The organism is Microbacterium limosum, assembly GCF_036324365.1.
GTDB classification, from domain to species: domain Bacteria; phylum Actinomycetota; class Actinomycetes; order Actinomycetales; family Microbacteriaceae; genus Microbacterium; species Microbacterium limosum.
In genome coordinates this window covers 786,254-800,318 of sequence record NZ_CP137080.1, presented here as the reverse complement: position 1 = coordinate 800,318, position 14,065 = coordinate 786,254, and the positions used below count along the sequence as shown (strand labels likewise).

12 protein-coding genes are annotated in these 14,065 nt (G+C 71.6%); all 12 read right to left on the bottom strand.

Going from position 1 to position 14,065, the window contains the following annotated elements; translation table 11 throughout:
- Positions 1 to 39: 39 nt before the first annotated feature.
- The 12 genes from RYJ27_RS03865 to rpmI all read right to left on the bottom strand — a co-directional run bounded on the left by RYJ27_RS03865 (position 40) and on the right by rpmI (position 14,050).
- Positions 40 to 189 (bottom strand): hypothetical protein, encoded by a 150-nt coding sequence (locus tag RYJ27_RS03865; RefSeq protein ID WP_330171437.1) that lies wholly within the window; start codon positions 187 to 189, stop codon positions 40 to 42.
- Between the two features lie 333 nt (positions 190 to 522).
- Positions 523 to 2,355, bottom strand: a complete 1,833-nt coding sequence (locus RYJ27_RS03860) for a YhgE/Pip domain-containing protein (RefSeq protein ID WP_330171436.1) — start codon at positions 2,353 to 2,355, stop codon at positions 523 to 525.
- Positions 2,352 to 5,228, bottom strand: coding sequence for an MMPL family transporter (locus RYJ27_RS03855; RefSeq protein WP_330171435.1), 2,877 nt, complete (start codon positions 5,226 to 5,228; stop codon positions 2,352 to 2,354). Before RYJ27_RS03855 ends, RYJ27_RS03860 begins: the two co-directional genes overlap by 4 nt.
- Before the next feature lie 202 nt (positions 5,229 to 5,430).
- The gene (pheT, locus tag RYJ27_RS03850) at positions 5,431 to 7,923 is read right to left on the bottom strand and encodes a phenylalanine--tRNA ligase subunit beta (RefSeq protein ID WP_330171434.1); all 2,493 of its coding nucleotides are present in this window, start codon (positions 7,921 to 7,923) and stop codon (positions 5,431 to 5,433) included.
- Positions 7,923 to 8,963 carry a phenylalanine--tRNA ligase subunit alpha gene (gene pheS, locus RYJ27_RS03845; RefSeq protein WP_330171433.1) on the bottom strand — a complete coding sequence of 347 codons (1,041 nt, stop codon included), beginning with the start codon at positions 8,961 to 8,963 and terminating at the stop codon, positions 7,923 to 7,925. Before pheS ends, pheT begins: the two co-directional genes overlap by 1 nt.
- Before the next feature lie 49 nt (positions 8,964 to 9,012).
- Positions 9,013 to 9,948, bottom strand: coding sequence for an amino acid ABC transporter permease (locus RYJ27_RS03840; protein ID WP_330171432.1), 936 nt, complete (start codon positions 9,946 to 9,948; stop codon positions 9,013 to 9,015).
- On the bottom strand, positions 9,945 to 10,592 hold the full coding sequence (locus RYJ27_RS03835) for an amino acid ABC transporter permease (protein WP_330171431.1): 648 nt from the start codon (positions 10,590 to 10,592) through the stop codon (positions 9,945 to 9,947). Before RYJ27_RS03835 ends, RYJ27_RS03840 begins: the two co-directional genes overlap by 4 nt.
- Before the next feature lie 78 nt (positions 10,593 to 10,670).
- On the bottom strand, positions 10,671 to 11,540 hold the full coding sequence (locus tag RYJ27_RS03830) for a glutamate ABC transporter substrate-binding protein (protein ID WP_330171430.1): 870 nt from the start codon (positions 11,538 to 11,540) through the stop codon (positions 10,671 to 10,673).
- 81 nt (positions 11,541 to 11,621) lie between these two features.
- Complete coding sequence (locus tag RYJ27_RS03825; RefSeq protein WP_330171429.1) at positions 11,622 to 12,413, bottom strand: amino acid ABC transporter ATP-binding protein; 792 nt, start codon at positions 12,411 to 12,413, stop codon at positions 11,622 to 11,624.
- A gap of 84 nt (positions 12,414 to 12,497) precedes the next feature.
- The gene (locus tag RYJ27_RS03820) at positions 12,498 to 13,307 is read right to left on the bottom strand and encodes a TrmH family RNA methyltransferase (RefSeq protein ID WP_330171428.1); all 810 of its coding nucleotides are present in this window, start codon (positions 13,305 to 13,307) and stop codon (positions 12,498 to 12,500) included.
- A gap of 134 nt (positions 13,308 to 13,441) precedes the next feature.
- On the bottom strand, positions 13,442 to 13,825 hold the full coding sequence (gene rplT, locus RYJ27_RS03815; RefSeq protein WP_330171427.1) for a 50S ribosomal protein L20: 384 nt from the start codon (positions 13,823 to 13,825) through the stop codon (positions 13,442 to 13,444).
- 30 nt (positions 13,826 to 13,855) lie between these two features.
- On the bottom strand, positions 13,856 to 14,050 hold the full coding sequence (gene rpmI, locus RYJ27_RS03810) for a 50S ribosomal protein L35 (protein WP_330171426.1): 195 nt from the start codon (positions 14,048 to 14,050) through the stop codon (positions 13,856 to 13,858).
- Between the last annotated feature and the right edge of the window lie 15 nt (positions 14,051 to 14,065).

Genomic DNA, 14,065 nt, shown 5'->3' with positions numbered 1-14,065 from the left:
GCGGCATCCGCAAATCTCCGGCGTTCGTGGGGTGGGTGGTCAGGCCCCCAGCGCGGCGAGCAGTTCCCGCTTCTTGGCGCGTGTGAGCCCCGCGCGCCGTTCCCCGGCGGCGCGATACGCGGCGTTCGAGCGGGTCATGAATCCCGGCATCCCGGCCGGCAGCCACAGCGGCAGCGAGCGCGGACCCATCCACGGCGCGACACCCTGCGCCGTCCTCGTCGTCGACCGCGTAGACCGGGACCGACGAGACGTACGTCCAGTGAAGCGCCGCCCCGGCGATCGCCCCGCTCAGCCAGCCGGTGCCGCCCAGGATCAGCCCGTTCGTCATCCATCCATCCCACGGAAGTCGCACCCGGCTGGGCCGCGGCGGCGGACCCGTCCTCGTTCGCTCGGACAACACTCCGGCGAAGTACGCCCGGACGTCGGCCGAAGGCCCGTCGTTCCGGGCGGGCCCGGCGCCAGGTCACCGGTGTCACCGGCATGTTGTCCGCACGGACCGCGCCCTTCCTCGATGCGCGATCGTCAGGCCGCCGCGGGCGCCACGGACGCGCGTGCCCGCGCGACCGCCGCGACGGCACCGAGCGCGGCGACCCCCGCCCACAGCAGCAGGCCGATCGCCGACTGCAGGACGGCGTGGAGCGAGCCCCCGAGGAGGGCCTGGGTGCCCTGCAGACCGGTGCTGAGCGGGAGTAGCGCGAGCGGGCCCGCCGCGATCGACCCCGCAAGCACGGGACCGAGGGTTCCCGCGGCGACGACCTGCACGCCCAGAGCGATCACCGAGACGACGAGACCGGCGCGACCGAGCAGCCCGCACAACGCCTGGTGGACGAGCGCGAAGCACACCGACATCGCCACGGTCAGGCCGAACGCCACGGCGATGCGCTCCGCAGCGACACCCAGGACGGCGACCCCGATCCACACGAGCACGGCCTGGACGACGCCGACCGCGACGGCGACGAGCGCGGCCTGCCCCGCGATACGTCGGGCGGAGGCGGACGTGGAGAGGGCGGCCCGGGAGAACGGCGCGACGACCAGCGACGCCGCCAGCGCGCCCAGCCAGAGCGCGACGGGAACGAGCGCCGCGACCGCCGCGGCCCTCGCGGTCGTCGGACCACCCGACGAGGCGGTCTCCACGCCGATCGGGTCGGCCACGACGCCGGCGATCGTCCTCTGCTGATCCGAAGTGTAGGAGGGGATGTCGGCGGCCGCCGTGTCGAGGCCGGACGCCAGCGCGCCCGACCCGGTCGCGAGCTCGCCGAGCCCCGCGCGCAGGTCGCCCACGCCACCGGCCAGCTCGCGGGCCCCCTCCCCCGCGGCCGCCTCGGCCGATGCGAGCAGGCCCAGCCCGTCGGCGACCGGGGCGGCGACGTCGGCGACGACCCCTGTGCCGAGGGCGACGGCCGCGGCATCCAGCGAGTGGCCCGCCAGCGCGCCGGCCTGCGTCTGCATGCGCGCCGCGATGCCCGCCGCGCCCTGACGCAGCGCCTCGATCTCGTCCACCAGCGCGCCCGCCGGCTGCGCCGGGTCGAGAGCGATGAGCGCGGCGATCTCATCGAGCCCGATGACGCCGACGTCCTGAGCCAGAGCGAGCTCCTCGGCGACGAGCGCTTCTTCGGCGAGGGAGACCGCGAGGGCCGCGGTGTCGGCGGACGCCGCCGCGCTGAGCGCGCCGAGGTCCCGCGCCCCCTCGGGCAGGGCGTCGAGGATGCGCGCGATCTCACCGATGCCCGATGCGAGGTCAGACGCTCCCGCCTCGATCGCGCCCGCTCCCTCACCGGCGCCCTGGATGCCGGCGGTCAGGTCCCGAGCGCCGGAGGACGCCTGGCCGAGGGCTTCGGAGAGGTCCGCGAACGCGCTCAGGGTCCCCGCGACGTAGCCCGAGGTCAGTTCCGCCGCGACGCCGCGGGGCAGCCCGGCCGCGAGCGCATCCGCGACCGTCCCCTCGACATATCCGTGGCGCGTGCTCGTGCGCACCTGCAGCTGGGCGACCGTCGGCGCGTCCGAACCGATCGTGGCGACGTCCTTCGAGAATTCGGCGGGGATCGTCACGACCGCCTGGAACCCGCCGTCGGCGAGCCCTGCATCGGCCGTGGCCGCGTCGGTGAGCGTCCAGGTCACGCCGTCATCACCCGTCAGCAGGTTCTCGGTGAGGAGCTTGCCCACGGCGACAGGGGCGCCGTCCGCGTCCAGCGGCGCATCGAGATTGACGACCGCGGCGGACACCCTCTCCACGCTGCGGTGAGGAAGCAGCGCGAGGAGGACGAGGAGCGGTGCGATCACCGCCAGCACGATGACCGCGACCGTGCGCCGCCGCGACCGGGCGGGTGCGGGCACGAGGCTCCAGAAGCGGTTCATGAGCGGCTCCTCTCGTGTGCGGTGGCGTCGGCTCGCACCGAGACGATGCTGCGATCCGTGAGCGGCTGAACGGCGTCGTCGACGGCGAACACGGCGGTCGCCGACGGGTCGAGCCGGCCCAGCACCGTCGCCACGACGGGCGCGGCCCTGCCGCGCAGGTCGGCGACGACGAGCGGCAGGCCACTTGCCAGGGCGACTGCTGCGGCGAGCGCCCACCGTCCTGACTCGTCCAGGCGCGCGACGGGGGTGTCCGGACCGGTCTCGCCCGTCGGCACCCCGGACGCACCCATCGCGTCGACGAGCGCGTCGAAGACCCCTGCTGCGAGGTGCGTCCGTGCGGCCAGGTCGCGTCGGGGAACACCGTTCAGCCGCAGCATCCCCCCGAGGTAGTCGCCCACCGACTCGGCGTCGGCCGGCGGGGGCACCGCCCCCACGTAGGCCGTCGCCGACGCCACCGCAGCCCGCTCGAACGGGAGCACATGTCCGCGCACCGCGACGTCGCCCCCGATATCGGCCGAGCGACCGGCGAGCGCCGCGCAGAGGTCGTCGGCGCGGTCGCCGCGCACGAGCAGCACGCCGCGGTCCGGCACGGTGAAGGATGCCGCGCGGGAGTCTCCGACGACGGCATCCCGTGCGTGCAGCCCCGCTCGGCGGTCGGCGTCGTCGTCGCGCCACCGTCGCTGCGCGAGCATCCGCTGCACCGCCTCGCCCTCGATATCCGCGTCAGGGAGCACCCGGGCGAGACCCCGCGGCAACCACCACGCGCGGTCGCCGAGCAGCGTCATGAGGGCGGGGACGAGGGTCATCCGCACGACGAAGGCGTCGATGAGCACGCCCACGGCGAGCGCGAGCGCGATGGGCTGGATGATCGCGCTGCCGCCCGGGACGAAGGAGAAGAAGACCGAGAACATGATGAGCGCGGCGGCCGTGACGACCCGCGCGGATGCGGAGAAACCCTCCCGGACGGACACGCGCGCGTCGCCTGTCGCTGCGTAGCGTTCACGCATCCGCGAGACGAGGAAGACGTGGTAGTCCATCGCGAGGCCGAACAGCACCGCCATCACGAGGATCGGCATGAAGCTGATCACGGGGCCCACCTTCCCGACGCCCAGGAGATCGGCCGCCCACCCCCACTCGAAGACGGCCGTCGACACGCCGAGCGCGGCACCCACCGTCAGCAGGTAGCCGAACGTCGCGGTCACGGGAACCGCGATCGAGCGGAACATGATCATCAGCAGCAGCAGGCACAGCCCGACGACGACCAGCGCGAACGGCAGGAGCGCCGCGCCCAGCCGGTCGGAGATGTCGATGGCGAGGGCCGTCTGGCCCGTGACCTGGAACCCGAACCCGTGCGCGGACTCGAAGGCCGGGGCCAGGTCGCGCAGCCGCTGCACGAGGTCGCCCGTCTCGGCCGAACTCGGCGCGCTGGTGGGGGTGATCGTCAGCACCGCGAGGTCGAGCGCCTCGTTGGGGAACGCCTGCGAGGTCGCGGCGACGCCCTCGACCGATCCGAACTCTCCGTCGAGGGCGTCGAGCGCCTGCTCGACATCGAGCGTGCGGGAGATGTCCGCGGTGATGAGCAGCGGACCGTTGAATCCTGGGCCGAACCCCTCGTTCAGCAGGTCGTAGGCGACGCGCGCCGGCGAACCCGCCGGGTCGTATCCCGCGTCGGGAAGAGTCAGGCGCATCCCCGCGGCGGGCACCGCCAGAGCCAGCAGCGCGACGACGACGATCGCCGCGGTGGCAAGCGGTGCGCGCGTCGCTATCCTCACCCACGCGGGGCCAGGCCTCCGCGCATCCGGCACCGCCGCCTTCGGCGTGCGCTTCCGGCGCGGAGGCTTCGGGATGAGTCGCCGGCCGCACAGGGTCAGGATCGCCGGGAGGAGCGTGACGGCGACCGCCAGCGCGCAGAGCACGGCAGCCGCGGCGCCGAGCCCCATGACCGTCAGGAAGGGGATGCCCGCGACCGCGAGCCCCAGCAGCGCGATCATGACGGTCAGACCCGCGAAGACGACCGCCGTGCCCGCCGTCGCAATCGCGACGGCGACGGATTCGGCGACCGCCATGCCCTGCCGGAGGTTGTCGCGATGCCGCGACGTGATCAGCAGCGCGTAGTCGATGCCCACCGCGAGACCCAGCATCGTCGCGAGCACCGGAGCGGTTGCCTGCACCGGCGCGAAGGCGGCGACGATCGTGATCGAGCTCGTCGCGACGCCGACGCCGATCGCGGCGGTGATGAGCGGCATCCCCGCGGCCAGGAGCGAGCCGAACGTCACCGCCAGCACGAGGAAGGCGACGGCCATGCCCACGATCTCGGTCCAGTCGACGCCGGAGGAGGCGGCGGCCGTGATCCCCGACACGGCGACCTGCAGCCCGGCGTCGCTCAGGGGCGACGTCGCCTGATCGATCGCGTCGACGAGCGTGCCCGGGACGTCCTCGGCGGCGACCGAGAGCTGCACCGAGAGGAAGACCATCCGGCCGTCCGCGGAGATCTGCGCGGGCGCCCCCGCGCCGGCGGGTGTCGAACCGCTCGCCGACATCGGATAGGGGCAGCCGACCGCGGTGACCTCGGCCACGGCCGCGACGCCCTCGCACGCCGTGGCGATGGCATCCGCGTCGCCGGCGATCGTGGCCCCCTCCGGCGCGACGACGACGATGCGGCCGCTCGCCCCGCTCAGCTGCGGGAACCGCTGCTCCAGCGCATCCAGCGCGGTCTGCGCCTGGGTGCCGGGGATATCGAAGGACGACTGCAGGTGATTGCCGAGCGCACCGGCCGCGGCTCCCCCGCCGACGGCGAGGACGAGCCAGACCGCGACGACCCACCAGCGGCGACGCGCGCAGAAGCGGCCGATGCGGTACAGAACGGAGGACATCTCCGACGACTCCCTCCTTCTCGGGCCACGCCCGAAGCCCCCCCATATCCCCCGTCTGGACCACTCTCTCAGAATCGCGCCCCGCTGCACGTCGACACCCGTGCACCGAGTCAGGAGATCGTGCCGACGCAGGACGATCCCGAGCGCATCGTCCTGCGTCCGTCGGATCGCCTGTCGTCGGCAGCTCGCCGCGGCTCCCGCGTCAGTCGCGGATGCTGGCACCGAAGCGCTCGGCCGCCACGGCGACGCCCGCGAGCTTCGCGTCGGTCGCCTCGGCGGCGGTCAGCGTGCGATCCGGGGCGCGGAAGCGAAGCGCGAACGTCAGGCTCTTCGATCCCTCCGGCACGCCCTGCCCGCGGTAGTCGTCCACGAGGCGCAGCGACTCCAGCAGTTCGCCGGCGCCCTCCGCGACGGCCCCCCGCACGGCGGCGGCGGGCACGTCGGCCCCCACGACGAGCGAGACGTCCTGCGTCGCCGCGGGGTAGGTCGACAGCGAGGCGGCCACGACCTTCTCCCCCGCGATCGAGAGCACGAGGTCGAGGTCGAGCTCTGCGACGACCACGCGACCGGGCAGATCGGATGCCTCAGCGACGGCGGGCAGCAGTTCGCCGACGTAGCCGACCTCCGTGCCCGCGACGGAGAGCACGCCCGTGCGCCCGGGGTGGAGCGCGGCGCGCGCGCCCTGCGCGACGTCGATCGTCACCCCCGCGGCGGCGGCGACGATGCGCACGGCGTCGAGGGCCTCGGCGAGCCCCGCCGGCTCGGGCGCGCGCCCCGGCTGCTTCGGCGCGACGTTGCCCGCCAGCAGCACCGCCACGAGGCGCGGCTGCGGCGGGATCGAGGCGTCGAGCGCCGCGAGGGTCGCGGCATCCGGCCGCACGGCCAGCGGCGGCACGCTCTCTGTGCCGTAGACGACGCCCGGCTCGGGCACGAAGGTCGTGCCGACCTCGAACAGGGCCAGGTCGGTGAGCCCGCGGGAGAGGTTGCGGTGGGCGGTCTGGAGCAGGCCCGGCACGAGCGAGCGCCGCAGGAAGGGCGCCTGGCCGTCGAGCGGATTCGCGAGCTTGATGCTCGGCAGGTGCGCGCCCGAGGCCGACCCGTGCAGATCGTTCGCCTCCTCGGTGGTGAAGGGGAACGCCGGCGTCTCGACGAAGCCGGCGGCGGCCAGCGCGTTGGACACGCGCCGGCGACCCTGCTGGGCGGGCGTGAGCCCGCGTCCCGAGGGCGGGGTGGGCAGCACCGAGGGGATGCGGTCGTACCCGCTGATGCGGGCGACCTCCTCCGCGAGGGTCCACTTATCGGTCAGGTCGGGGCGCCACGAGGGCGGGATGACGTTCCATCCGTCGGCGCCCTCGTGCACGTCGCAGCCGATCATGCGAAGGGCGTCCTCGACCTCTACCGCCGTGTAGTCCACGCCGATGAGCCCCTGGACGAAGCCGGCGGGCAGCTCGATCCCCTCGATCACGTGCTCGGGCTGCAGCGCGCCCCCGAGTGCGTCCGCCGTGCCCCCGGCGAGCTGGACCATGAGGTCGACGACGCGCTGCGCCGCGACGACGGAGACGAGCGGGTCGACGCCGCGCTCGAAGCGGCGAGATGCCTCGGAGGGCAGCTTGTGCCGCCGGGCGGTGCGGGCGATCGACACCGGGTCGAACACCGCCGCCTCGACGAGGACGTTCGTCGTCGTGTCGCTCATCTCGGTCGTGCCGCCGCCCATGACCCCCGCGAGGCCGATCGGGCCCGACTCGTCGGTGATCAGCAGGTCCTCGGGGTGCAGCGTGCGCACCTGGCCGTCGAGCGTCTCGAGCTTCTCCCCCGGCTCCGCCCGGCGCACCGTGATGCCGCCGGAGAGCTTGTCGAGGTCGTAGCCGTGGATCGGGTTGCCGAGCTCGAGCATGACGTAGTTGGTGATGTCGATCAGCACGCCGAGCGAGCGGATGCCGGCGAGGGCCAGGCGCGCGATCATCCACGGCGGGGTCGGCGCCGAGGCATCCACCCCGCGCACGACGCGTGCGATGAACTCGCTCGCCCCGACGCGGCCGCGGATCGGCGCCCGGTCGTCGATGAGGAGCGGGAAGCCCGTACCCGGGGCGTCGACCTCGCGCAGGCCCGGGTCGGTGAACGCCGCGCCGGTCGCGTGCGAGTACTCGCGCGCGACGCCGCGGATCGACAGGGCGTAGCCGCGGTCGGGCGTGACGTTGATCTCCACCGCCACGTCGTCGAGCCCGAGCAGCGCGATCGCATCGGTGCCGACCTCGGGGTCCAGGCCCAGCTCGCCGAGGCGCAGGATGCCGGAGTGCTCCTGGCCGAGGCCCAGCTCCTTCGCCGAGGCGATCATGCCGTCCGAGACGTGGCCGTAGGTCTTGCGCGCCGCGATCGGGAAGGGCCCGGGCAGCACGGCCCCCGGCAGGGTCACGACGACCTTGTCGCCCTCGAGGAAGTTGCCGGCGCCGCACACGATTCCGCGGGGCTCGCCCTCGCCGACATCGACCTGGCACCACCGGATCGTCTTCCCGTTGGACTGCGGCTCGGCCTCGAACGAGAGCACCCGGCCCACGACGATCGGCCCCTGGAGGCCGAAGCCGTGCACGTCCTCCTCCTCGAAGCCCACCGACACGAGGGCCTCGAGCACGTCCTCGGGCGCGGCATCCGCCGGCACCTCGACGTACTCCCGCAGCCACGACAGCGGAACGCGCATCAGACCACCATCCCGAACTGCTCGCTGAAGCGGACATCGCCCTCGGCCATGTCGCGCATGTCCTGCACGTCGCTTCGGAACATCAGCGTCCGCTCGATGCCCATCCCGAAGGCGAAGCCGGAGTAGACGTCGGGGTCGATGCCCGCGGCGCGGAGGACGTTGGGGTTGACCATTCCGCAGCCGCCCCACTCGATCCAGCGCGCGCCGCCCTTGAAGGTCGGGTGCCAGAGGTCGAGCTCGGCCGACGGCTCGGTGAAGGGGAAATAGTTGGCGCGGAAGCGGGTCTTCGCCTCCGGGCCGAACAGCACGCGCGCGGCGTGGTCGAGCGTGCCCTTGAGGTGCGCCATCGTGATGCCCTTGTCGATGACGAGGCCCTCGAACTGCGTGAAGACCGGCAGGTGGGTCGCGTCGAACTCGTCGGTGCGGTAGACCCTCCCCGGGCACAGCACGTAGATGGGCAGCTCTCGCTCGAGCATGGAGCGCACCTGCACCGGGCTGGTGTGCGTACGCATCACGAGGTGGCGGTCGACCGGGTCGACGAAGAACGTGTCCTGCATCTGGCGCGCGGGGTGGTCGACGTCGAAGTTGAGGGCGTCGAAGTTGAACCACTCGTGCTCGAGCTCGGGCCCCTCCGCGATCTCCCACCCCATGCCGACGAAGATGTCGCTGATCTGCTCCTGAAGGAGGGACAGCGGATGCCGAGCCCCGACGCGCGTGCGGGAGGGCACCGCCGTGATGTCGATCCGCTCCGCCTCGAGCCGCGCCGCCGTCTCGGCCTCGGCCAGCTCCGCCTCTCTCGCGGCGAGCGCCTGCGTCACGGCGCCGCGCGCCTGCCCGACGAGCTTGCCGAACTCGGCCTTGTGCTCCTTCGGCACATCGCGCATGCGCGCGTTGAGCGCGGCAAGCGGCGACCCGTCGCCCTGGTGGGCGGAGCGGGCGGCCTTGAGCTCTGCGGTGTCGGCTGCCGAGGCGATGGCCGCGAGCGCGGCATCCACGGCATCCTGGACCGCCTGGGGCGTGATCTCGGGAGTGTCAGACACGAGAGGCGAGTCTACCGGGGGTGGATGCCGCCTCCCGCGCCCGCAGAAGTCAGAGAGCGCCGCCCGTGCGCCCCGATGTGCGCGCCGCCGCCGACGCCTGCGCCAGCATGATCGCCTGGTCGGGATCGACGTCCTCGCCGCCCCTGCCCTTCTTGGCGCGCGTGCCGCCGCTCGCCGTCCGGCGCGAGAGCCAGCGCGCGAACCACGACAGCGACAGGTTGATCGCGAGGTAGATGACCAGCGTCACGACGAAGAGCGAGAACAGGTAGCGGTTGCCGTAGAACGACGCCAGGTTGTTCATCGTCGTGCGGATCAGCTCGTTGTAGCCGACGATGTACCCGAGCGAGGTGTCCTTGAGTAGCACCACGAGCTGAGCGACGATGATCGGCAGCATCTGGCGGAAGGCCTGCGGAAACTCCACGAGGATCTTGGACTGGAACTCGCGCATGCCCACCGACAGCGCGGCTTCGCGCTGTCCCCGCGGGAGCGCGGCCAGGCCCGCGCGCAGGGCCTCGCCGATCAGCGTGCCGTTGTAGAGGATGAGGGCGATGACCACTGCCCAGAAGGCGCCTGTCGAGGCGACGAGCAGGATGAACAGCATCATCAGCAGGACGGGCATGCCGCGGAAGAACTCGATGAAGACGGCCGTCGGGATGCGCACCCACGCGATCGTGGAGCTGCGCATGAGCGAGAGGGCGATGCCGAGCACGATCGCGCCGACCGCGGCGACCGCCGCGGCCCGCAGCGTTCCCAGCACACCCTGGCCGATGAAGCTCCACACCTGCGGGTCGGTGAAGATGTCCCAGCGCGTCGGCGAGAACATGCCGGGCACGACGATGCCGCCCGAGGTGCGAGGAGCGGCGAGGATCACCACGACCCAGGCGACGAGCCCTGCGATCAGCACGAGGCCGATGAGGGAGACGATCAGCGAGATGCGGCGGGCCCGGGGACCCGGCGCATCGAAGAGTACGCTCGAGCCGCTCATCGCCGCACCACCAGCTTTCGTTCGAGGGCCCCGGCGAACAGGCCGAGTGGCACGGTGACGACGAGATAGAGCCCCGCCGTGACGAGCAGGATCGGGATGACGATGTTTCCGTTGGCGTTGGTCAGCTCACGGGTGGACGCGAACAACTCCGCCACGAAGAATCCCCCGGCGACGGACGTGTTCTTCGTCAGCGCGATGAACACGTTGATCAGCGGTGGGATCGTCATGCGGAACGCCTGCGGGAGGACGACGAGCGAGACGCTCTGGCCGAAACCGAGGCCGATGCTGCGCGCGGCCTCGGCCTGGCCGACGGGAACGCCGTTGATCCCCGAGCGCAGCGCCTCCGCCACGAACGGAGAGGTGTAGTACGTCAGCGCGAAGATCGCGAGCACGACGTAGGGAAGCCGGAGCCCCAGGAACGGGACGATGAAAGCGAAGAAGAAGAAGACCAGTGTCAACGGCGTATTGCGCGCGACCTCGGTCCATACCGACGCGAAGATGCGCAGCGAAGCCACGGGCGAGATGCGCATCGCGGCGATGACGGTGCCGAGCACCAGCGCGAGCGCTCCCGAGACGGCGAGCAGCAGCAGGGTGACCCTGAAGCCCTCCCAGAACACGGGAGCGAGCGAGATCAGCTGGTCCACTACCCCTCCTTCCTTGAAGCTCAGGACGGGGATGCCTCGGGTCGACGTGATCGGCCGCCCCGAGGCATCCCGGGTCGCTCAGTAGCGGTCGGGCGTGGGCGGGTCCACGAACGGCAGGATGGTGCCGGCGGTCGCGTTCCACGCGTCCTCGTAGCGGCCGTCCTCGTACGAGGCCTCGAGCACGTCGTTGATCCACATCCGGAACTCGGTGTCGTCCAGCGCCAGGCCGATGCCGTAGGGCTCGTCGGTGAACGGCTCGCCGACGACCTTGAACTCGCCCTCGTTCTGGGCGGCGAGGCCCGCGAGGATCACGTTGTCGGTCGAGACGGCGACGACGGCCCCGCTGCGCAGCGGCTCGAGGCAGTTCGAGTAGGTGTCGGTGAGCAGCACCTCGGCGCCGAGGGCCTCGAGGTTGGCGGCGGGCGTCGAACCCGTCACCGAGCACACCGGCTGGCCGACGAGGTCCTCTTCGCTCTCGATGTCCTCGTTGTCGGCGAGGGTCAGGATCGACTGCCCCGCCATGTAGTATGGCCCGGCGAACGAGACGACCTCCTTGCGGGTGTCGTTGATCGTGTAGGTCGCGATGACGATGTCGACCTGGCCGTTCTCGATGAAGGGCTCGCGGTTCGCGGACACCGTCTCGACCCAGTCGATGTCCTCGGGCGCGATGCCGAGCTCGGCGGCGATGATCTTGCCGATCTCGACGTCGAAGCCCTCGGGCACGCCCGACGGGCCCATCAGACCGAACAGCGGCTGGTCGAACTTCGTGCCGATCGTGATGGTGCCCGCCTCGGCGAGCTCTGCCATCGTCGTGCCGGCCTCGAACGAGGGCGCCTCTTCGGGCTCGACCGTGGTCTCGCCACCCGTCTCGGCGCCGCCCGCGCACGCCGTCAGTGCCAGTGCTCCCGCGGCCGCGAGGCCGATCAGGGAGAGTCTTGATCGCTTCATGTCCTACCTGTCCTTTGCTGTGGGGGCCGCGGGGTGGCGGCCATCTCGTAGGGTCCCGGCCGCTGTGGCGGCCAAGTCTTCTCAGTGATCGAGGATCTTGGAGAGGAAATCCTTCGCGCGCTCGCTCTTCGGGTGGGTGAAGAACTGCTCGGGAGTGGCCTCTTCGACGATGGCTCCGTCGGCCATGAACAGCACCCGGTCGGCCGCCTTGCGGGCAAAGCCCATCTCGTGCGTCACGACGATCATCGTCATGCCGTCGGCCGCGAGGCCGACCATCACATCGAGCACCTCGTTGATCATCTCGGGGTCGAGCGCGCTCGTCGGCTCGTCCATGAGGATCACCTTGGGATCCATCGCCAGGGAGCGCGCGATCGCGACGCGCTGCTGCTGACCGCCCGAGAGCTGATTGGGCATCTTCTTCGCCTGGTTGGCCACGCCCACGCGGTCCAGGAGGGCCATCGCCTTCTCCTCGGCCGCCTTCTTCTTCATCCCGCGCACCTTGATCGGTCCGAGGGTGACGTTCTCCAGCACCGTCTTGTGCGCGAAGAGGTTGAAGGACTGGAAGACCATACCGACGTCGGCGCGCAGCCTGGCCAGACCCGAGCCCTCCTCGGGGAGCTTCGCGCCGTCGATCGTGATGACCCCCGAGTCGATGGTCTCCAGGCGGTTGATCGCGCGGCAGAGGGTGGACTTGCCGCTGCCCGACGGTCCGATGACGACGACGACCTCGCCGCGATTGACGACGGTGTTGATGTCGCGGAGGACGTGCAGGTCGCCGAAGTGCTTGTCAACGTGCTCAACGACGACGAGCGGCTCCCCGCGTCGTGCGGAGATGTTCGACGTCCGGGGCTGCACATCGCTCTGACCGACCATGACGGTCAGCATATGCTCAGGTTCAGCCGAACGACCGGCAGCGTGACACGACCTTTACCGGACCGTAATCCGGGCTCGGAGGGATCAGGCCAGGGCCGAGCGCTGCGCGAAGGCGCTCTCGTACAGGCACACGCTCGCGGCCGTTGCGAGGTTGAGCGATTCGGCACGACCGTAGATCGGCAGCTTCAGCGACGCGTCGGCGAGCGCGAGGGCGTCGTCATCGAGCCCGCGCGCCTCGTTGCCGAAGAGCCACGCCGTCGGCTCCGCGAGAAGGCCGCTCGATCGGGCCTCGAGCAGGTCGCCGCCCTTCACATCGGCCGCGACGACGCGCAGTCCCGCCTGGCGGGCCCGCGTCAGCACCCCCTCGAGCCCCCCGCCGAGCGAGATCGGCAGGTGGAACAGCGAGCCCGTCGTCGCGCGCACGACCTTGGGGTTGTAGGGATCGACGGTGCGGCCCGTGAGCACCACGGCATCCGCTCCCGCGGCGTCGGCGGCGCGGATGATCGTGCCGAGGTTGCCGGGATCGCGCACCTCCTCGCAGATCGCGACGAGGCGGGGGGATGCCGCGAACACGTCGCGCACCGATGCCGGGAACTGCCTCGCGACCGCGACGAGGCCCTGGGGCGTGACCGTGTCGGCCATCGCGTCGAGCACGCCCTCGGTCGTGAAGGTCACCGCGGCGCCCTCGGCCTGCGCGGCCTCGCGCACATCGGCGTGCTTCTCCCACGCGGAGGGCGTCGCGAACAGATCGGTGATCCCCTCGGGGCGATAGGCCAGCGCTTCGCGAACGGCCTGAGGGCCTTCGAGCAGGAACAGACCCGTCTCGACTCGCGCGCTGCGCTTGCTGAGCTTGGCGACGGCCCGCACGCGCGGCGACCGCGGATTCTCCAGCACGGGATCCAGTCTAGGGGCCCGCGTCGAACCGGAGAGGGCGCTCAGACGAGAGGTCCGCCCGAGGGCGCACGGGCCGGGAGCAGCGGAAAGCCCCGGCCCTTTCGAGGAGGACCGGGGCTTTCGCGGGAGACGGCTTACGCCGACTTCGCCGCGTTGTTGTCGGCCGGCAGGGCCGCCTTGGCGGTCTGCACGAGCGAAGCGAAGACGGCCGGCTCGTTCACGGCGAGCTCGGCCAGCATGCGACGGTCGACCTGCACGCCCGCGAGGCCGAGGCCCTGGATGAAGCGGTTGTAGGTGAGGCCGTTCTGACGGGACGCGGCATTGATGCGCTGGATCCACAGGCGGCGGAAGTCGCCCTTGCGCTTGCGGCGGTCGCGGTACGCGTAGACGAGCGAGTGGGTGACCTGCTCCTTCGCCTTGCGGTACAGGCGCGAGCGCTGTCCACGGTAACCGGACGCGCGCTCGAGGATGACGCGACGCTTCTTGTGCGCGTTGACGGCGCGCTTGACTCTAGCCATTTCTCTGGTTTCCTATCGTGTGCGGCGCGCTCAGCGGCCGAGAAGCTTCTTGGCGACCTTTGTGTCGGCCTTGGACAGGACCTGGTCCTGGTTCAGGCGACGCGTACGCCGGCTCGACTTGCCCTCGAGGTTGTGGCGCATACCGGCCTGCTGCTTCTTGAGCTTGCCGCTGCCGGTGATCTTGAAGCGCTTCTTGCTGCCCGAGTGGGTCTTCTGCTTCGGCATTGTCGTTTCCTTCTT